The sequence below is a fragment of the Rhodomicrobium sp. R_RK_3 genome (assembly GCF_002198715.1).
Lineage (GTDB): Bacteria > Pseudomonadota > Alphaproteobacteria > Rhizobiales > Rhodomicrobiaceae > R-RK-3.
The window spans coordinates 78,838-97,777 of the sequence record NZ_MWLK01000032.1; the positions used below are offsets into that span (position 1 = coordinate 78,838).

An 18,940-nucleotide genomic window follows, 5' to 3' on the forward strand; every position below is an offset into this window, starting at 1 on the left:
GCCGCAAACCTGCATTTTTCCGTTGAAAATGCTCGTCCAAGCGGCGACGCATCTGGTTTTTCCCGTATAGGTTGTATATAAATCTTCATGCATCCTTAAGCTGCTAACCGGCCTAGCGCATGTCCGACCGACGAAACGCGAAATGGCTCCCGGCTTTCAGGGAGGTGAGCATGATCCACCTGCCAAACTGGCGCTCCGTCTTATTCTGGAGGGCGCCCGCTAAGAATTTCAACCTGATCGATTTCGGCCCCCCGCCCCGCGTCAAGCGGCGGACGGCCTATTGGATGAGCATGTCATTTTCGATCCTGGCGCATGGCGCCTTTCTCGCCTATGTGCTCGGCTTCGGCCGGGTGCCGGACCGGGCCGAGGCCACGGAAGGCATGACCTTCATCGGCACGGCCGAGCGCGAAGCCCTGCCGCGCACCGACCGCGAAAGCCGCCATGCGGAAGCCGCCCCGGGCGAGGGCCTGGACGCTCCGTTCCCTTCCGCCGCCGAACACCGCCCGATCGCGGATCTGCCGGGCGAGCCGCCGCCTTTCAGACCCAGCGGGCCGCCGTCCCTCGCCGTGCTCAACCGGCCGGGCGACGCGCCGCAGCTTCCGCCCGCGCAAATCGAGGCAAGGCTCGACGATGCGCGCGCCGTCGAGGCTGCGCCGCACGAGACCCGGCTCTCGTTCCACGGCGGCGGCAAGGACGTGCTGCTGCAGGATTCGCGCGGCGAAAAAGCCGATCTTGCCGAGCCGCCGATGCCGACCGCCGCGCATGCCGTCCCGCCGCCGGAGCGCGCCGGCGCCGTCTGGCTCGCCCCGACGCTGCCCGAAGATGGCGGCGCGGCGCGGGCCGTGCTGCCGGGCCAACCAGCCCCCGCCGGCTCCGCGACGCCGCCGCGCCTTGCTCTGATGCTGACGCCGCCGGCGCGGGAGACCATCGCTCCGCCGCTGAGCGTCCCCCTGCCGGTCCGGCGCACCGCGCTGTCCTCCGTCGCCAGCCTGGGGCCGCAGGCCGAAATCAAGGCCGATCCCATCGACAGCTACCGCGCCAATGTCCGCGCCCATCTCGCCGAGCACCGGCCGAACGGCGGACCGGGCTCCGGCAATGTCGTGGTCGGCTTCACCCTGTCGCGCACCGGCAAGCTGGTTTCGGCCCGCATCCTGGAATCCAGCGGGCGCACCCAGCTCGACGAGAGCGTGCTCGATGCGGTCCGCCGCTCCGCGCCGTTTCCCAAGGCTCCGGAGGCCGCCAAGACCGCCCACCTGCAATTCGCCATCCCGTTCCGCTTCCGCTAGCCGGACCGCCGGCGCCGCGCGAAAAAGATCACACAGAACGGTTTTCGGTCTCAGCGCCGAAACCGCCGGATGCCCGCCCCCGATGCCTAAGATATAACCCTCAGGGGAATCTTAGGGGCGGGGGCCGGTGTCATGCGTGTGTTTGCGTTGCTGATGGGTGTATTATGCGTGGCGGCCTGTTCGACGATCACGCGCGGGACCACCCAGGCCGTCGCTATCAACACGCCCGGCGTCGAGAAGGCCGAATGCGAACTCCGCTCGGAGGGCATCGGCACCCTCACCATCGTGACGCCCGCCAGCGTCGTGCTCGAAAAGAGCATGCATAGCGTTCAGGTTTCCTGCCGCAAGAAATGCTTCACCAATGGCGAAGGCGTCATCGCCAGCTCCACCGAGGAAATGACCGCCGGGAATATCCTGGTCGGCGGCGTCGTCGGATTGGCCGTCGATGCCTCGAGCGGCGCGATGAACAAATACGAGCCGCAAATTGCAATCGCGATGAACCCGATCAAAGGCTGCCGGGCCTGAGCAACCGACCAGGGCGGGCCGAACGATCGTTGCCCGTTACCAAGCATTTCACGCGTAGCCAGACGGCGTGCTGTCTGAAATCCGCCGGGCCTGGCTCTCTGTTATTTGCATAAAATGGTCAGTTCTAGATCGGCGCCGGGAGAGATCAATGCGGAGACAGATGCTTGCAGCCCTCATTTTCATGCTGTCATGCGCGGTTTCATGCGCCGCCGCCTGGGCGCAGGATTGTGGCAGCGCTCCGACGCAAGCAGCCATGAACCGCTGTTTCGCCAGCGCCTACAAGAAGAACGACGCCCGGCTGAACGCGCTCTACAATGAAATCAAGGGGAGGCTAAAAAACAAAGCGGACAGCGGTCCGCTGGTTGCATCGCAACGGGCCTGGCTGGCCTTCCGGGACGCGGAATGCCGCTTCTCGGCGTCGGCCACGGCGGGCGGCTCTGTCCAGCCTGCCATCCTCGCGAGCTGCCTGGACGGCATGACGCGGGACCGGATCAAGACGTTCGAGGCTTATCTGCGGTGCGAGGAAGGCGATCTATCCTGCCCGGTTCCTCGTGCTCCCTGACCGGCCAATGCAGGCACCGGCGCGGCCTCAAGCGGCCTGAAACTGCGACCCGTCCGCGCCGTTGCCGGGCGAGCCGGGGGTCGGCCGGACTTTGAACTTCTTCACCCGCCGGCGGTCGGCGTCCAGAACCTCGAATTCGAGGCCGGAGGGGTGCTGTACGACCTCGCCGCGCACGGGCACGCGCCCCAGCATGGTGAAGATCAGCCCACCCAGCGTGTCGACCTCGTCGTCATTCTCCGACGTCAGCAGCACGCCCATCTTCTGCTCGACCTCCTCGATCTCGGCGCGGGCATCGGCGATCAGCTCGCCGCCTTCCTGGGCGATCAGCGGCACATGGTCCGCGTCATGCTCGTCCTCGATATTGCCGACGACCTCTTCCAGCAGATCCTCGATCGAGACGAGGCCGTCCGTGCCGCCGTGCTCGTCGATGATGAGCGCCAGATGCACATGCTTGGCCTGCATCCGCACCAGCAGGTCAAGCGCGGACATCGAGGGCGGCGCGAAGATCAGGTCGCGCTTGATGTCGGCCTCGGCAATGGTCTTGGAGAGGTCGGCGGCGCCCAGGTCGAAATTATTGCCCGGCGCGGCGGCGCTCGCCTGGGCGATGATCCAGTTCATCAGATCCTTGACGTGGACCATGCCGAGCGGCTCATCCAGCGTATCGCGATAGACCGGCACCCGCGAATGGCCGCCATCGGCGAACACGGCGAGCAGCTCGGACAGCGGGGCATCGGCGTCGACGGCGACGATCTCGGCGCGCGGCACCATCACGTCCTCGACCCGCAACTCCCGGAAGCGCAGGGTTTTTTGCAGCATGGCGCGCTCGGCGGCGGTGAAGCTGGCGCCGTCATCATCCGCCAGCGCCTCCTCGATCACGGTGCGCGTATCGACATTGTTGGAGAAACCGAGATTGGCCGCCAGGCGATCGAACCAGCTCAAACCATTGTCCTGGCGTTCGCCATTATTGGGGTTACCGTAGGAGTTGCTCATAGCCATGTGAATGTCATATGCCGGCCGCGGACGGCAGTTCATCGGAAGGTGTGAAATAGGGATCGGGCACGCCCAAGTCGGCCAGGATTTCGCGCTCGAGCGCTTCCATCTCTTCGGCCTCGTCGTCGGTCTCGTGGTCGAAACCGGCCAGATGCAGCAGGCCGTGCACGCTCAGATGCGCCAGATGGTCGAGCGGCGGCTTGGCCTCTTCGGCGGCCTCGCGCAACACCGTCTCATAGGCGATGACGATATCGCCGAGCGGCGGGGCCTCGCCTTCGGGCATGATCGCGCCCTCGGGCAGATCGCCCGCCGGGAATGACAGCACATTGGTGGGTTTGTCGAGGCCGCGATATTGCGCGTTGAGCGCCGCGATGGCCTCGTCGGAATCCAGCAGAAACGACACGTCGCGCCCCACGACCGACGGCGCCTTGAGGGCGGTCGCGTCATAGGCGCGGCGAATCACGGTCTCGACATCGCCAAGCTCGCGCCAGGAATCATGCGCGATGAGCAAGGCGATGGGACTGGGTCCAGGATCGTCGTCGGCCGCGCCGTCCAGATCGTCGGCGGCCATGATGAAGCTGGGCGTTGGCATTGTCATAATCATCGAGTTACTGCGATAAGCCCTTAGCGGGCCTTCTCATATGCCTCCACGATACGGGCGACGAGTTCATGCCGCACCACGTCAGCCGAAGTGAACGGAATATGCGCGATACCCTTAACGTCTTTCAAAATCCCGATGGCTTCGCCGAGGCCGGAGGTCTGACCGGGCGGCAGATCGATCTGCGAGGGATCGCCTGTCACCACCATCTTGCTCCCCTCGCCGAGGCGGGTCAAAAACATCTTCATCTGCATTGACGTGCAATTCTGCGCCTCGTCAAGGATGATTGTCGCATGGCTCAGCGTCCGCCCGCGCATAAAGGCGAGTGGCGCTATTTCGATAACACCGCTTTCGAGGTCCCGTTCCACTTTCTCGGCGGGTAACACATCGTAAAGAGCGTCATAAAGTGGGCGCAAATACGGATCCACCTTTTCGCGCAAGTCGCCGGGCAGAAAGCCCAGCCGCTCGCCGGCCTCCACCGCCGGGCGCGACAGGATCAGCCGCTCGGTCTCGCCGCGCTCCAGCCGCCCCGCCGCATGGGCAACGGCCAGATAGGTCTTGCCGGTGCCGGCGGGGCCGGTCGCGAAGATGAGCTGTTCGGCCTGAAGCGCCTCGATATAGCGCGATTGCAGGGGCGTGCGCGCCGTCACCAGCTTCTTGCGGGTGCGGAGCTGGCCCGCGCCATCAGAGCCTTCGCCCTTCTTGCGGTCGTCGCGGGCGCCGGCATGGGCGTGGCGGATGGCGCCGTCAATGTCGCCGAGCACCACGGTGTGTCCGGCCTTCAGCCGCTCATAAAGATCCTGGAGCACGTCCTTGGCGAGGACGCAGCCCGTCTCGGTGCCCTTAACCACGATGACATTGCCATGCGCGACGGCCTCGACGCCGAGCTTATCCTCGAGCATCGAAAGATGGGCGTCGAACTCGCCCAGTAAATCTGCAAGGAGACGGTTATTGTCGAAACGAATTTCGGTTCTGAAGGCGGGTTTGCCTTGCACTGGGGCTTTCGCTCCACTTTTGACGATCTGGGACGCGGATCCACGTGTTTGAGGCAATAAACCTCTCCTGATTATCCCACCATAATATGGCCGGTCGGCTGCGAACGGCCCGGCCCTGCTTCCGGTTCCGCGGCCACCCTAGCGGAATCGGTTTTCGGAAATATGACACCAGTCAGGCTATTTGCGCCAGTCTGCGTAATCTCGACCGCCGCGATTTCACCGATCCGGTCCTCGCCGCATTCAACATGCACCGATTGCAGAAACGGCGACCGTCCGGTCAACTGGCCGGGCTTGCGCCCTTTCCTTTCCAGTAATACCGGCAGTGTCTTCCCCTGCTGAGCCCGATTGAAGGCGAATTGCTGCTCATTCAGGAGTGATTGCAGAATTGCCAGCCGCTGTGACTTTGCTGCATCGCTTATATGGTGATCCATCGCCGCGGCGGGAGTCCCCGGGCGCGGACTATATTTGAAGGAATAGGCCTGGGCGAAATTCACCTGCCGCACAATGTCGAGCGTCGCCTCGAATTCGGCATCGGTCTCGCCCGGAAAACCGACGATAATGTCGGTGGAAAGTGCGATCTCGGGACGCGCCGCGCGGATGCGGTCGATCAGCTTGAGATAATCGGCGGCGGTGTGCTTGCGGTTCATGGCGGCGAGGATGCGGTCGGCGCCGGCCTGGAAGGGCAGATGCAGATAGGGCATCAGCGCCGGGATGTCGCGATGGGCGGCGATAAGGTCGTCACTCATATCGGCGGGGTGACTGGTGGTGTAGCGCAGCCGCGCGATGCCGGGAATGGCGGCGATGGCTTCGACGAGGCGGGCAAGGCTGGAGGGGCTGCCGTCCTGCCCCTCGCCATTATAGGCGTTCACATTCTGGCCGAGCAGCGTCAGCTCGCGCACGCCGAAACCGGCAAGGCGCTTCGCCTCGGCAAGCACGTCGGCGACGGGGCGCGAAAATTCGGCGCCGCGCGTATAGGGCACCACGCAGAAGGTGCAGAACTTGTCGCAGCCTTCCTGCACGGTGAGGAAGGCTGCCGGCGCGAGGCGCGGCTGGCGCGCGGGAAGCCGCGCGAACTTGTCCTCTTCGGGAAATTCGGTGTCGACGATCTTCGCCCCGCCCGCCTTGGCGCGCGTCAGCAGGTCCGGCAGGCGGTGATAGTTCTGCGGCCCGACGACGAGATCGACAACCGGCGCGCGGCGCGCGATTTCCGCGCCTTCGGCCTGGGCGACGCAGCCGGCGACCGCGATGGTGGTCTCCGAGCCCTCCGCCCGGCGCTGGTCGCGCAGCACCCGCAGGCGGCCGAGGTCGGAGTAGAGCTTTTCCGCCGCCTTCTCACGAATATGGCAGGTGTTCAGCACGATCAGGTCGGCGGCTTCGACGTCGTCCGTCTCGGCATAACCTTCCGGCGCCAATGCTTCCGCCATGCGGCCGGAATCATAGGCGTTCATCTGGCAGCCATAGGTCTTGATGTGGACTTTCTTCGTCAAAGCTAACCCGTCCGCCGGTCCGGCGCCGTTTCGGTGGTTTCGGCCGTTATACTGGCCGCACCATGATCCTGTCGGGTCCGCCCCGTCAAGAGTTGCGAGAAATCGAAGCGCACCTTCTCGAAGGCGTGCACCGCCAGCTTCTTGCGGTCGCCGACCGAGGCCAGCGCCACCGGCTCGCCGAGCCGGACATGCACGTCGAGCGGGCCGGCCTTCAGCACGCCCCAGGCATGGCTCGCCATGTCCATGTCGCCATACCACGCCACAGCCGGCCGCTGCTGCCGGTTCATCGGCAAGCCATGCACGCGCGTATAGACGATGGCGACCGTCTGCAGCGTATAGCCGCCGCCATTGGTTCCGTTCGGCTCGATGGCGGCGAAGAGCGAGCTCTTGAACGGCAGCACCTGATTGCCGTCGCTGCTGGTGCCTTCGGCGAACAGGATGATGCGCTCGCCCGCCACCAGCCGCGCAAGGATCTGGGCGCGGGTCTCAGCGACCGAGGAGCGGCGGTTGCGGTCGATGAAAAGCGTGCGCTGCATCTTGGAGAGCGTGCTGATCAGCGGCCAGGTCGAGACTTCGCGCTTGGCGACGAAGCTCAAGGGCGCGATGCCGCCGAGCACCGGGATGTCGAGCCAGGAAATATGATTGCCGACCAGCAGCGCCGGACCGGGCGCGATCGGCGCGCCGCTCAGATGCACGCGCACGCCCAGCAGCCCGCAGACCATACGGTGATACCAGCAAGGCAGATAGCGCGAGAGCGGCAGGCGCAGCGCGAGCAGCACCGCCTGGATCGGCAGCAGGACAAATGTCAGCAGCATGAACAGAGCGAGAATGATGCTCGCGCGCAGAACGCCCATTGCGGGTCCTTATGGGTATGGCGATGTCGATGATTCGGCGCCGCAACATAGCCTTTCGGATCGAACGCGCCAATTGCTCTGTGCAACTGATGCGCGTTGCGCGCGCCTTGCGGCTTCCCGGTCATCGGCAAGCGCCGGAGCTTGTGGCTGCCGCGCCACAATCGGAAGCAAATTTCTCACGCCGTCTCCGTGGCTTAAGGCCGGCCGGTGCATTTTGAATGCGAAAGACGGCTGCACAAAATCCGCCCTTCCCGACCAATCCTGCAACGATCTTAAGCAGTTAGAGCCGGGCGGCGCCGCCGGAGCGCGGGCTTTTCCCACATCCGCGAAAGACATTGATAATGCCATAGGTTGTAGTTGTGGTTATTGCAGCTACAGCTTGCAAGAATCTGAGCGCTGCGCGATGAGTGGAGCGGGATTGAAGGAACCGCCGCGTTCGAGCCCGGGGGCGAGCGCGGCACACGGGGGAATGAAAATGCGTATCCTTTCGAGGAACGAAAGCCGATTTTGCGCCGCGACCGCCACGCTGCTCGGCGCCAGCGTCGCCGCGATGACCGCGGCCCATGCCGGCGCCTTCGCGGTGCGCGAGCAGTCCGCCTATTACCAGGGCATGTCCTTTGCCGGCTCGGGCACGGGCGACACGCTCAGTTCGATGTATTGGAATTCCGCCGCGGCCGCCTCGGTCGACGGGTTCAATTCGGAATCGGACGTCGCCGTGGTGATCCCGGATTCGGAAATCACCGCCAATGGCGGCGCCTTCCGCTTCCTCGGCCGGGATTCGGACCAGATCTCCGATGTGACGGTGATCCCCACCAGCTATTACAATTACCAGCTCGACGACCGCTGGTATCTCGGCCTCGCCATGAACTCGTCTTTCGGCTTCAAGACCAAGCCGGACAATGTGCCATGGGCCGGCACGCCGCTCGCCCTGACCTCGGACCTGTTCTCCGTCAACGTCAACCCGACCATCGCCTATAAGCTCCGGCCGGACCTGACCGTCGGCGTCGGCGTGCAGGTCGAATATCTCGATGTCAGGCTGACGCGTCTGCCCGCGCCGGTTCCAGGCGATATCGGCCGCAGGGCCGAGCTGAATGATGTCGGCGTCGGCGGCACGGCGGGCCTGAACTGGACTCCGCTTCCGGGCACCAGCTTCGGCGTCGGCTACCGCTCGCAGGTCGATTTCGAACTGGACGGCTTCCTGCACAATGCCTTCAACAACGGCATCGACAACCATGCCCGGGCCGATCTCACCCTGCCCGACATGGTCACGGTCGGCTTCCGGCAGGCGCTCAGCCCGCGCCTCGATCTGCTGCTCGGATATGAATGGACCAATTGGAGCATGCTCGACACCATTCCGGTGCGGGCGCAGAACTCGCCGACCGAATTCCTGCGGCTCGAATATGATGACGGGCAATTCGTCTCGGGCGGCCTCGAATATGATTACACGCCCGCGACCACCCTGCGCATCGGCCTCGCCTGGGAGAAATCGCCGATCTCGGACCACGAGCGCAATGTGCTGCTTCCCGACGCCGATCGCATCTGGCTGAGCGTCGGCGGCAGCTACCGCTATAGCGAGAAGGTCAGCTTCGATATCGGCTACAGCCATATTTTCGTCGACGATGCGCCGATCTGCCGGGAAGCCCCGGTCGGCGGTCCTTGCAACACGGCCACACGGCTGGACGATCTGATCCGCGCCGATGCCGACACGTCCATCGACATCGTCTCCGCCAGCTACACCTATCGCTGGGGCGTCAAGCAAGTGCTCGAGCCGATGAAATAACGGCGCGAGCGCATTCGCGGGGAAAGGCCGGCGGAGACGCCGGCTTTTTTGCGGCCGGCGGCGAAAGATTGCGGCACGCGGGCCACAATCGGCCGAAAAAATGAGCGCCGCATCTCGGCCGAGCCTGTGCTATTCCAGTCGCATCGTGAAGGCCGTCAGCGCTGACGACTTTGTCATTGATGCAATGATTTTAAGAGCTTAGCGGGCGGCAGGCCATTGCAAGGCAACGGGAATTCGCGGCGCGGACAAGGCGTGACGGATTTGTCGATTGTTACAGGCATTGTTACGACGGTAGCTTGCGGAAACCAAAGCGCTGCGCAATGACTAGAGGGGCATGAATTTACGGTCGCGTTGTGAGAGGCGCGGCCTGATGGGGGGAATAAAAATGCATATCCTTTCGAGGAAGGGACTGAGGTTTGGCGTCGGCGCCGCCACGCTGTTCGGGGCGAGCCTTGCCGCCATCACCGCCGCCCAGGCCGGCGCCTTCGCGGTTCGCGAGCAGTCCGCCTATTTCCAAGGCATGGCCTTTGCCGGCGCCGCTGCGGGCGATGCGTTGAGCTCGATGTTCTGGAACTCCGCCGCCGCTGCGGCCGCGCCGGGCATCAACAGCGAAACGCATATATCGCTGGTGGTCCCGCAGTCGAACATCGAGGCGACCGGCGGTGCCCTGGTCAGTCTCGGCTTCGGACGGGACAGCGGCGATATCGGCGACCCGACCGCCGTCCCGGCGAGCTATGTCAACTATCAGCTCAGCGACCGCCTGTATTTCGGCCTCGCGACCAACAGCCAGTTCGGCTTCACCACCAAGCCGGACAATCTGAATTTCGCGGGCACGCCGATCGCCACGACCTCGGAAATCTTCTCGATCAATTTCAATCCGAACCTGGCCTATAAGCTGACCCCGGAACTGACGGTCGGCGTCGGCGCGCAGATCATGTATGCCAGCGTCCGGCTGCGCAGCAGCGCCGTCGATCTCAACGGCCCTGCCGCAGGTGGCGCATTCCCCGGCCGTACCGATGACGTTGACGACTGGGCGTTCGGTGCCACCGCCGGTGTGATCTGGCAGCCCGCGCCCGGCACGAGCATCGGCGTCGGCTATCGCTCCGCCATCGAAGTCACCGGCGAAGGCACCTGCACGGGCGCTGGACTCTCCAATCTCGCGGCTGGGGCGCCGGGTGGATGCGCAGTGCCCGGCGGCGTGAATGTATCATCTGAACTGACCCTTCCCGACATGGTGACGGGCAGTATCCGCCAGCGCTTGGACGATCGCTTCACATTGCTCGGCACCGTGGAATGGACCAACTGGAGCCGCGTCGGAGAAAAGGCGGAGTTCAAGAACGACGCCGGACAGGTGGTGGACGTTTTCCCGCTTGGATATGACGACGGGTGGTTCTTCTCCGCCGGCCTCGAATATGCCTGGACGCCGGACACCACCCTGCGCATGGGCCTTGGCTACGAGCTGTCGCCCATTTCCGACGATATCCGCAACGTCTCGCTGCCCGACAACGACCGCGTCTGGCTGAGCTTCGGCGCAAGCACGAAGCTCACCGACAACGCCTCGATCGACCTCGCCTACACGCATCTCTTCGTCAAGGATGCGCCGATCGAGACGGTGTCCTCGGGCACGACGCTTCTTGTCGCGGAATCCAGCGGCGACATCGACATCATCTCGGCCAGCTTCAAATATCATTGGGGCGGCGCCGAGCCGGAACTCGAGCCGCTGAAATAGGCTCGGCCCAGACCGACAAAAAGCCGGCGAGAGCCGGCTTTTTTATTAGATCGCCGTCCGGTTTACGTTTCATCCCCGGGAGAACGGCGTTCCAGTAAAAGGCAAGACTCCGCCTTCTACGCGACCGTTGCGGCGTATTGGATCCCCGCTTTCGCGGGAATGACAACCGGGGGTGTAGCGGATCGCCTCGATTGATGGATACGGATTTCGGCGCGGCCTGCGACCATCCGGTCTCTCGCTGCTGGACCAGCTTATGCAAACCGCCTCAGGCCGCGCCTAAGCCGCATCCAGAATCAGCCGGTAGCCGACGCCAGGCTCGCTCTCGATATATTTGGGGTTGGCCGGATCGTCGCCGAGCTTCTGGCGGAGATGGCCGATATAGATGCGCAGATAATGCACATCGTCCTCATGCGCCGGGCCCCAGACCTCACGCAAAATCTGCCGGTGCGTCACGATCCGACCGGCATTCTGGGCCAGCATCCGGAGCAGATCGAACTCCTTGCGGGTCAGCTTCACCTCTTCGCCGGCGACCGCCACCTTATGGCGAGGCACATCCACCACCAGCTCGCCGACCACGAATTCCGATGACGCCGCCACCCCTTGCAGCTTAGCCCGCAAAGCGGCGCGGATGCGGGCCAGCAATTCCTCGATGCTGAAGGGCTTTGTCACATAGTCATTGGCCCCGCTGTCGAGCGCGCTGACCTTCTCCTGGTCCTTGGTGCGCACCGACAAGACGATGATCGGCACGTCGGACCATTCGCGGATGCGGCCGATCACCTGCTGCCCGTCGAGATCGGGCAATCCGAGATCGAGGATGACGAGGTTGGGCTGCGAGGTCGCGCATTTGGCGACGCCATCCTCGCCGCGCGGCGCCTCGACCACCTCATAGCCTTCAGCGCTCAGGCTGATGCGCAGGAATTTGCGGATCTGCGGCTCGTCATCGACGACCAGGATGCGTTTTCCCATCAGGTGACGCCCACTTCCTCGCTGAGCTGCTCTTCACTCTCGCCAAGCGACACCAGCGGTGCGTCGGTGAGCGGCAGCGTGATTTCGATCGTCGTGCCTTTGTTCTTCGGCCCGTCCTTGGCGACGATGCGGCCGCCATGCGCCTCGACGATGCCACGGCAGATGGAAAGGCCGAGCCCCGTGCCGGCGATCTGCGAATCCTTGGCGCGGACGCGGTAGAAAATGTCGAAGACGGCGTTGCGCGCCTCGGGCGGGATGCCGAGGCCGTTATCGCTGATCCGCACGACCAGATCGCTGTCCTTCTTGAGCGCCTGCACCGCGACGCGGCCGCCCTCGCCGGTATATTTTAGCGCATTGTCGATGACATTGGCCAGAACCTGCTCCATCAGCACCGGGTCGATATGGACGAGCGGCAGCGTAGGCGGGATGTCGAAAATGACCTCGCGCTTTTCAAGCTGCTTGGCGAATTGCTTCAAGGCGCGGCCCGCGATCTCGCGCATGTCGCACCATTCGCGCTTGGGCTGAAGCGCGCCATAGCCGAGCCGCGTCATGTCGAGCAGGTTCTGCACGAAGCGGTTCAGCCGCTCGCTTTCGTCCAGAATGGTCTGGGCGAGTTCCCGGCGGCCGGCTTCGGTGAGGTTTTCGACGGTGGTCAGCGTCGTCGCCGAGCCGAGGATGGAGACCAGCGGCGTGCGCAGGTCATGCGAGACCGAGGAGAGGAGGGCCGAACGCAATTGCTCGGTTTCGGTGAGCAGCCGCGCCTCCTCGATGTCGGAGGCGAGGTTGGTGCGCTCGACGGCGACGGCGACCTGATCGACCAGCGCTTCCAACAGCCGCCATTGATCCGGCGCGAGCGGCCGCTGGCGGTCCTTGAAGGAGACGCCGAGCAGGCCGACCATGCCGCGCCGCGTCCGCATCGGCAGGAACAGCCAGTCGGCGGCGGGGAGCGTTTCGGATTTCCACCCCGCGGGGCTCGCATGTTCCCAGGCCCATTCCGCCGCGCCCCAATCTTTCAGCGCCAATTGATCCTCAGGCGGATAACCCGCCGCGATCTGCAAGCGCCCGTCCTTTTGCGGCAGGAGCACCAGCGAACTCGACTGCAAGGTCGAGGCGACATGATGCACCGCCGCCCACAGCACGTCCTCCAGCGCGGCGGCGGCGGCGATCTTGCGGCTGAACTCGTAAAGGTTCGCCGTGCGCTGGGCCGAGACCCGCATCGCCTGGATTTGGAATTTCAGCCGCGCCGCCAGATTGCCGACGACGACCGATACCAGCAGGAAGAAGACGATGGTCAGGAGGTCGTCGCGGCGGAAGCCGGAGAAATTGTAGTATGGCTTCGAAAAGAAGATGTTGTAGGCGAAAAAACTCAGAATGCTTGCGAAGATCGAGGGTCCGCGCCCGAAATAGATGGCGATGAAGATCACCGCGGTCATGAAGATCAGCGAGACATTCGGCAGCGGCAGCACGAAGGAGACGCCGTAAGCGAGCGTCGCCGCCATCGCCACCACGGCGGTCGCCAGCGCATAGCCGTTCCATTCCCCGAGCGCCACCATGAAGCCGCCGCTGATGACGTCGCGGCGCGTTTTGTCCTCTTCGGGCGAGACGATGGTCAACTCGAACTGCGTCGCCTTGCGCAACAGCTCCTGGGCGACGGTCTCGCGCAGCCAGCCCGTCCAGCGGCGCGGCCTCGGGCGTCCGACCAGCAGCCGCGTGACGTTCCGCTTCAGCGCATAGGCGATGATCTCGCCGGCGATGCGCGACTCGGCATGGATGGTGACGACCTCACCTTCCAGCCTTTCGGCGAGGCGCATGGTGTCGGCGATGCGGTCCTTGGCGGCCTCGGACAGGCTTTCATATTGCGGGGTGCGCACGTAGAGCGCGATCCAGGGGATGCGCTGGCGCTCGGCCATGCGCCGCGCGGTGCGCACCAGCCGCTTGGCGACCGGCGATTCATTCAGGCAGACCAGCAAGCGGTCCTGCGCCGGCCACGGACCCGGAATGGCATGGGCGCGCATATAGTTGACCATCTGCGCGTCGACCCGCTCGGCGGCGATGCGCATGGCCAGTTCGCGCAGGGCGGTGAGGTTGCCCTTGCTGAAGAAATGGGTGATCGCCCGGCCCGCCTGCTCGGGCATGTAGACCTTGCCCTGGCGCAGGCGCTGGATGAGGTCGTCGGGCGGCAGGTCGATCAGCTCGATTTCGCTGGCCAGTTCCAGCACCTTGTCCGGCAGCGTCTCGCGCACCTGGATGCGGGAGATGCGCGCCACGACATCGTTCAGGCTCTCGATATGCTGGATATTGAGCGTCGTATAGACGTCGATGCCGGCGGCGAGAAGGTCCTCGACATCCTGGTAGCGCTTCTCGTGCCGGCTGCCGGGAATGTTGGTGTGGGCAAGCTCGTCGACCAGGGCGATGCGCGGCTTGCGCTTGATGACGGCCTCGACATCCATCTCGCCGAAATAACGGGTGCGGTAATGAATCTGCTGTCGCGGCACGATCTCCAGGCCCCGCAGCAGCGCCTCGGTCTCGACGCGGCCATGCGTTTCCACCACGCCGACGACGACGTCGAGCCCGTCGGTCAGATGGACCTGGGCGGCCTGAAGCATGGCGTAGGTCTTGCCGACGCCCGGAAAGGCCCCGAGAAAGATCTTCAGTTTTCCCCGCCGCTCCCGGTTGACCTCTTCGAGCAGGGCCTCGGGGGTCGGGCGGTCGTCAGATTCGGTCATGGCTGCGATCGGCAAGGCTGTTCGGCATCGCCCGTTTTATACCGGCTTTGCACAGCTTTGTCCTAGATTCGTTCTACCGGGCGTTGAGCGGCCCCCGCCCCTGCCGCGCCGCCTTGAAATAAACACGCATGCGGTTAATATCTTCACCCCTCGTTCATGACGCCGGCGACTATTTGTGTAAGATTACTAATCTGGCATCTCACAAACATGCCACGCTTTGCTTCACAGATCGATTTAAACCAAAACATACCGAGGCTAAATTGAACGCCCTGGGACCCATCAAACGTTACAAGACTTTGACCGAACAAGCGGCGGATGCCATCCGTTCCCGCATTATCAGCGGGCAATTTCATTTCGGCGAAGCCTTGTCCGAAATCGCGCTGGCGACCGAATTGGGGGTAAGCAAGACCCCCGTCCGCGAGGCCTTCCTTCAGCTCAAGAACGAGGGCTTGGTGGAAATTCTGCCCCAGCGCGGCACCTTCGTCTTCCAGATGACCGGCCCGCAATTGCGCCAGTTGACGGAAATGCGGGAGCTCCTGGAGGTGAACGCCCTGCGCTTCGCCGTCCGCCGCGGCGGCGAGGCCTTTGCGCGGACCCTGGACCGCATCATCGACGCCATGGCGCGCGCGACGGAAGTGAAGGACCCGGTCGCCTACCGGGTCTGCGACGCCGAATTCCATCAGGCGATCATCGACGGCTGCGGCAATCCGTTCATCGGCTCGGCCTACAACATCATCGCCTTGCGGGTGCAGGCCTTCCGCAACCGCCTCTCGCTCGAGGCGCAGAACTGGCGCTCGCTCGACGAGCACCGGCAGGTCGCCCGCCTCGCCCAGGCCCGCGACGCCGATGCCGCCGCCGAATGCCTGCTCGCGCATATCAGAGGCGCGATCAACGACTATTTCGCGCGGACGGAAAAGGAATTTTCGCGCGCGGGCTAGGCGTTTGAGGCCGCAGATGCTCGTAGTTTACCCTTTCCTTGGCGCGGGCAGCCGCGCGGAGCGATGGGTCATGCCGGCAAAGGCGCTCCATTGAGCGGCTCCTGCGTGCGGAGAATGTCGTCGCGGGCGGCGTCGAACGGATGAAGCTTTGCGAGCGGACAATTCAATATTGATCCACGTTAGATTGCCCACAGCAGTCCGATCATTGCCTGCGCCATCCAGACACGTGCAATTTGGAAGCCATTCATCACGAATAAACTTTCCAAGTGCAAACCGGATTTCTTAAAAATATTCAGCCGCCATAGGCTGATTTGTAAATCTGTTGGGACGCAGATTTGGCCCTGGACGCCTGTGCTCTTCGACGAGCCGAAGACCCGCGCCTCTCGTCCAGGGCGCGGCAGAGCGCTGCCGCAGCCACTCGCCTGAAAAGGCCGGTTCAAGGACACATTATGCATAGGGACGACAGCATCCGCTCTGGCCTCTTGGCGTGCCGGCGCGGGCTGCTGATCGCCTTTGGCTTTTCGCTCGCGCTCAATCTCTTGATGCTGACCGTGCCGCTCTACATGATCTCGGTCTACGACCGGGTGCTGTCGAGCCGCAGCGAGGAGACGCTGCTGATGCTGACCATCGTCGCCGTCGGCGCCATCGCGGCGGCGGCGCTCCTCGACGGCGTTCGCCAGATGATCCTCAACCGCACCGGCGCCCGGCTGGAGACCGCGCTCGGCGGACGGGTCCTCACAGCGTCGCTGCACGCCCCCCATGCGGGCGCCGCCGACATGCAGGGCTTGCGCGACCTCGCCCAGGTCCGGCAATTCATCACCTCACCTCTCGCGGCGGGCATGTTCGACGCGCCGATGGCGCCGCTGTTCCTCATCGTCGTCTTCCTGGTGCATCCGCATCTGGGCTGGCTGGCGCTTGGCGCGGCCTGCCTCATCGTGCTGATCGCGCTGCTCAACCAGCACCTCACCCGCGCGCCCCTTTCCGACGCTTCGCGCCACGCGGCCTCGGCGCTCGGCAAGGCCAACGCGCATTTGCGCAATGCCGAAGCCATCCGCTCGATGGGCATGCTCGGCCATTGCACGGAGTCCTGGGGCGCCGACAACACCCGCGCCCTGATCGCCTCGGACGCGGCCGGGCGGCACAATGCCATCCTCAACGGTTTCAGCCAGTTCCTGCGCCTGCTGCTGCAGATCGGCATGCTCGGCTATGGCGCCTATCTGGTGCTGAACGACCATGCCCTCAGCGCCGGCATCATCTTCGCCGCCTCGCTGATCTCCGGCCGGGCGCTGGCGCCGCTCAACCAGGCGGTCAGCGGCTGGCGCAGCATCGTCTCCGCCCGCCAGGCCTGGCGGCGGCTGAAGGCGCAGCTCGCGCGCGCCAAGGAAGACGACGGGCCGATGGCGCTGCCCGCCCCGCAGGCCACGCTCTCCGCCGACAGGCTGGTCTACCGGCCATCGCCCGGCGCCGAGCCGATCCTGAAAACCCTCACCTTCGCCATCGAGCCGGGCGACATGCTCGGCATCATCGGCCATAGCGGCGCGGGCAAATCGACCCTGGCCCGGCTGCTGGTCGGCGCGCTCGCGCCGAATTCGGGCATCGTCCGCATTGGCGGCGACGACATCGCCAACTGGCCGGCCGAAGCCCTCGGCCCTTTCATTGGCTATGTGCCGCAGGATGTCGAGATGCTGCCCGCGACCGTCGCCCAGAACATCGCGCGGATGCACGGCGCGCCAGACCCGGAGGCCGTGGTGGCGGCGGCGAAGCTCGCCAATTGCCACGAGTTGATCCAGCGCCTGCCGCAAGGCTACGACACGCCGCTCGGGGCACAAGGGCACATGCTGTCGGGCGGCCAGCGCCAGCGCATCGCGCTCGCCCGCGCCTTCTACGGCCATCCGCGCATCGTCGTGCTCGACGAGCCGAACGCCTCGCTCGACAGCGAGGGCGAACAGGCCTTGATCGCCGCGCTGCGCCAAGCCCATGCCGCCGGCATCACCTGCGTCGTCATCACCCAGCGCGCCAGCGTCGTCTCGGCGCTGACCAAGATGATGGTGCTGCGCGAGGGCCGCATCGAAGCCTTCGGGCCGAAAGAGGAGGTTCTGCAAAGCCAGATCCGCCCGGCAGGGGCGGTGCTACCCGTTCCGCCGGTGCCCGCACCGATGACCGCGAGGGTGAAAAGCCATGGCATGGCATGACGGCGTCGAGACGGGCATCGCATGGCCGGTCGCCGCCGGGGCCTTCACCCTGGCGCTGATCTTCGGCGGCTTCGGCAGTTGGGCGGCCTTGGCGCCGCTGCAAGGCGCGGTCGTCGCCCCCGCAACGGTGATGACCGATGGCCACAACAAGATCGTGCAGCATCTGGAGGGCGGCGTCGTACGGGAGATCCTGGTCACGGAGGGCCAGCGCGTGCGCGAGGGCGAGCCGCTGCTGGTGCTCGACGGCACCGCCTCGCGCTCGCAGGTGAGCCGCATCAAACTCCAGCTCGCTGCGCTGCAGGCGCTCGAAGCCCGCGCCCTCGCCGAGCGCGACGGCGCCAAGACCATCGCCTTCCCCGCCGCCTTGACCGCCGAGCGCGCGCCGGAAATCGTCTCGCTGATCGGCGACCAGAGCGCCGAATTCGCAACCCGCCTGCAAAAGCATCAGATCGAGCTCGCCGTGCTCGAACGCCAGATCGGGGCGCTCGACGCCGCGCGCGCCGGCCACGAAACGCAGAAGACCGAGACGCGCCATCAGATCGAACTCGTCGTGGAAGAACGCCAATCCGCCGAGGGGCTGCTGCTGAAGGGGCTGACCCGGAAAAGCCAGGTGCTCGCCCTGAGGCGCGCCGAAGCGGAGCTCACTGGCAAAGAGGCGCAGCTTGCCGCCGCCATCGCGCAAGGCCGGCAATCGGTCGCCGAAATCCGGGAGCGCAGTTCGCAGCTCAAGACCGGCCGCGTCGAGGATGCCTCGGCCCGGCTGAGCGAGATCCGGCCCCGGCAGTCCGAGCTGATCGAACAGCTTCGCACCGCCGAGGACATTAGCGGCCGCGTCGTCGTGCGCGCGCCCGCCGCCGGCACGGTGATGACACTCAGCAAATACAATCCCGGCGCGGTGATCGCGCCCGGCCAGGAGCTCATGAAGATCGTCCCCGATGGCACCGGCCTCATCGTCGAGGCCCGCATCCGGCCGCAGGACATCGCCGAGGTCAAGATCGGCCAGAAAGCCCGCCTGACCTTCCCCGCGCTCGATGCCCGCACGACGCCGCCCGTCCCCGCCGAGGTCGTCTATATTTCCGCCGACCGGCTGCAGGAGGAGCGCAGCGGCGAGGTCTATTACCTTGCCCGGCTGAAAGTTCTGCCCGATCCGATTGCCGGCTTCGATCCCGCCAGGGTCGGTCCGGGCCATGCCGCCGACGTCTTCATCACCACCGGCGAGCGCTCCTTCCTGGCCTATGTCACGGCCCCGTTCATGAAATCCCTCAACCGGTCATTGCGCGAGAGCTGAGCCGCCGGGCCTTCCCGCCGTCCC

The 18,940-nt window shown here is 64.9% G+C and carries 15 protein-coding genes; 8 read left to right on the forward strand and 7 right to left on the reverse strand.

What is annotated here, in order from left to right:
* Positions 1-170: 170 nt before the first annotated feature.
* The 3 genes from BLEFHOIH_RS18955 to BLEFHOIH_RS18965 all read left to right on the forward strand — a co-directional run bounded on the left by BLEFHOIH_RS18955 (position 171) and on the right by BLEFHOIH_RS18965 (position 2,373).
* Positions 171-1,286, forward strand: coding sequence for an energy transducer TonB (locus BLEFHOIH_RS18955; protein WP_170937259.1), 1,116 nt, complete (start codon positions 171-173; stop codon positions 1,284-1,286).
* 132 nt (positions 1,287-1,418) lie between these two features.
* Complete coding sequence (locus tag BLEFHOIH_RS18960; protein WP_125461797.1) at positions 1,419-1,811, forward strand: hypothetical protein; 393 nt, start codon at positions 1,419-1,421, stop codon at positions 1,809-1,811.
* Positions 1,812-1,971: 160 nt separating this feature from the next.
* Positions 1,972-2,373, forward strand: a complete 402-nt coding sequence (locus tag BLEFHOIH_RS18965) for a lysozyme inhibitor LprI family protein (protein WP_210191647.1) — start codon at positions 1,972-1,974, stop codon at positions 2,371-2,373.
* Between the two features lie 27 nt (positions 2,374-2,400).
* On the opposite strand, the gene BLEFHOIH_RS18970 is transcribed toward BLEFHOIH_RS18965, so the two are convergent.
* From BLEFHOIH_RS18970 to BLEFHOIH_RS18990, 5 genes are all read right to left on the reverse strand, one after another.
* Positions 2,401-3,369 carry a hemolysin family protein gene (locus BLEFHOIH_RS18970; protein ID WP_170937260.1) on the reverse strand — a complete coding sequence of 323 codons (969 nt, stop codon included), beginning with the start codon at positions 3,367-3,369 and terminating at the stop codon, positions 2,401-2,403.
* Between the two features lie 7 nt (positions 3,370-3,376).
* On the reverse strand, positions 3,377-3,934 hold the full coding sequence (ybeY, locus tag BLEFHOIH_RS18975; RefSeq protein ID WP_088347701.1) for an rRNA maturation RNase YbeY: 558 nt from the start codon (positions 3,932-3,934) through the stop codon (positions 3,377-3,379).
* A 53-nt stretch (positions 3,935-3,987) separates the two neighbouring features.
* Positions 3,988-4,956: a PhoH family protein gene (locus tag BLEFHOIH_RS18980; RefSeq protein ID WP_245297091.1), complete on the reverse strand. Its 969-nt coding sequence runs from the start codon at positions 4,954-4,956 to the stop codon at positions 3,988-3,990.
* A 71-nt stretch (positions 4,957-5,027) separates the two neighbouring features.
* Positions 5,028-6,443: a tRNA (N6-isopentenyl adenosine(37)-C2)-methylthiotransferase MiaB gene (gene miaB / locus BLEFHOIH_RS18985; protein ID WP_280950378.1), complete on the reverse strand. Its 1,416-nt coding sequence runs from the start codon at positions 6,441-6,443 to the stop codon at positions 5,028-5,030.
* A gap of 2 nt (positions 6,444-6,445) precedes the next feature.
* Positions 6,446-7,297, reverse strand: coding sequence for a lysophospholipid acyltransferase family protein (locus BLEFHOIH_RS18990; protein ID WP_088347703.1), 852 nt, complete (start codon positions 7,295-7,297; stop codon positions 6,446-6,448).
* Between the two features lie 475 nt (positions 7,298-7,772).
* Here BLEFHOIH_RS18990 and BLEFHOIH_RS18995 point away from each other — a divergent pair, with 475 nt between their 5' ends.
* Positions 7,773-9,077, forward strand: a complete 1,305-nt coding sequence (locus BLEFHOIH_RS18995; RefSeq protein ID WP_170937261.1) for an outer membrane protein transport protein — start codon at positions 7,773-7,775, stop codon at positions 9,075-9,077.
* Between the two features lie 385 nt (positions 9,078-9,462).
* Positions 9,463-10,806, forward strand: a complete 1,344-nt coding sequence (locus BLEFHOIH_RS19000) for an outer membrane protein transport protein (protein WP_170937262.1) — start codon at positions 9,463-9,465, stop codon at positions 10,804-10,806.
* A 276-nt stretch (positions 10,807-11,082) separates the two neighbouring features.
* Here the strand turns inward: BLEFHOIH_RS19000 and BLEFHOIH_RS19005 are convergent, their stop codons facing one another.
* Both BLEFHOIH_RS19005 and BLEFHOIH_RS19010 read right to left on the reverse strand, forming a co-directional pair.
* On the reverse strand, positions 11,083-11,775 hold the full coding sequence (locus BLEFHOIH_RS19005) for a response regulator transcription factor (protein WP_210191649.1): 693 nt from the start codon (positions 11,773-11,775) through the stop codon (positions 11,083-11,085).
* Positions 11,772-14,498, reverse strand: a complete 2,727-nt coding sequence (locus BLEFHOIH_RS19010) for a sensor histidine kinase KdpD (RefSeq protein ID WP_088347607.1) — start codon at positions 14,496-14,498, stop codon at positions 11,772-11,774. Before BLEFHOIH_RS19010 ends, BLEFHOIH_RS19005 begins: the two co-directional genes overlap by 4 nt.
* A 296-nt stretch (positions 14,499-14,794) precedes the next feature.
* On the opposite strand from BLEFHOIH_RS19010, the gene BLEFHOIH_RS19015 reads away from it, so the two are divergent.
* The 3 genes from BLEFHOIH_RS19015 to BLEFHOIH_RS19025 all read left to right on the forward strand — a co-directional run bounded on the left by BLEFHOIH_RS19015 (position 14,795) and on the right by BLEFHOIH_RS19025 (position 18,916).
* The gene (locus tag BLEFHOIH_RS19015) at positions 14,795-15,436 is read left to right on the forward strand and encodes a GntR family transcriptional regulator (RefSeq protein WP_170937263.1); all 642 of its coding nucleotides are present in this window, start codon (positions 14,795-14,797) and stop codon (positions 15,434-15,436) included.
* 449 nt (positions 15,437-15,885) lie between these two features.
* Positions 15,886-17,628 (forward strand): type I secretion system permease/ATPase, encoded by a 1,743-nt coding sequence (locus BLEFHOIH_RS19020; RefSeq protein ID WP_088347609.1) that lies wholly within the window; start codon positions 15,886-15,888, stop codon positions 17,626-17,628.
* On the forward strand, positions 17,615-18,916 hold the full coding sequence (locus tag BLEFHOIH_RS19025) for an HlyD family type I secretion periplasmic adaptor subunit (RefSeq protein ID WP_088347610.1): 1,302 nt from the start codon (positions 17,615-17,617) through the stop codon (positions 18,914-18,916). The genes BLEFHOIH_RS19020 and BLEFHOIH_RS19025 overlap by 14 nt, the downstream gene beginning before the upstream one ends.
* The last annotated feature ends 24 nt before the right edge of the window (positions 18,917-18,940 follow it).

Excerpts from the sequence above, each read along its gene's own strand:
- BLEFHOIH_RS19010 (WP_088347607.1), bottom strand. The coding sequence starts at position 14,498 with ATGACCGAATCTGACGACCGCCCGACCCCCGAGGCCCTGCTCGAAGAG.
- BLEFHOIH_RS18970 (WP_170937260.1), bottom strand. The coding sequence starts at position 3,369 with ATGGCTATGAGCAACTCCTACGGTAACCCCAATAATGGCGAACGCCAG.
- BLEFHOIH_RS18955 (WP_170937259.1), top strand. The coding sequence starts at position 171 with ATGATCCACCTGCCAAACTGGCGCTCCGTCTTATTCTGGAGGGCGCCC.
- BLEFHOIH_RS18995 (WP_170937261.1), top strand. The coding sequence starts at position 7,773 with ATGCGTATCCTTTCGAGGAACGAAAGCCGATTTTGCGCCGCGACCGCC.
- BLEFHOIH_RS18990 (WP_088347703.1), bottom strand. The coding sequence starts at position 7,297 with ATGGGCGTTCTGCGCGCGAGCATCATTCTCGCTCTGTTCATGCTGCTG.
- BLEFHOIH_RS18960 (WP_125461797.1), top strand. The coding sequence starts at position 1,419 with ATGCGTGTGTTTGCGTTGCTGATGGGTGTATTATGCGTGGCGGCCTGT.
- ybeY (WP_088347701.1), bottom strand. The coding sequence starts at position 3,934 with ATGGCCGCCGACGATCTGGACGGCGCGGCCGACGACGATCCTGGACCC.
- BLEFHOIH_RS19020 (WP_088347609.1), top strand. The coding sequence starts at position 15,886 with ATGCATAGGGACGACAGCATCCGCTCTGGCCTCTTGGCGTGCCGGCGC.
- BLEFHOIH_RS18965 (WP_210191647.1), top strand. The coding sequence starts at position 1,972 with ATGCTTGCAGCCCTCATTTTCATGCTGTCATGCGCGGTTTCATGCGCC.
- BLEFHOIH_RS19025 (WP_088347610.1), top strand. The coding sequence starts at position 17,615 with ATGGCATGGCATGACGGCGTCGAGACGGGCATCGCATGGCCGGTCGCC.
- BLEFHOIH_RS19000 (WP_170937262.1), top strand. The coding sequence starts at position 9,463 with ATGCATATCCTTTCGAGGAAGGGACTGAGGTTTGGCGTCGGCGCCGCC.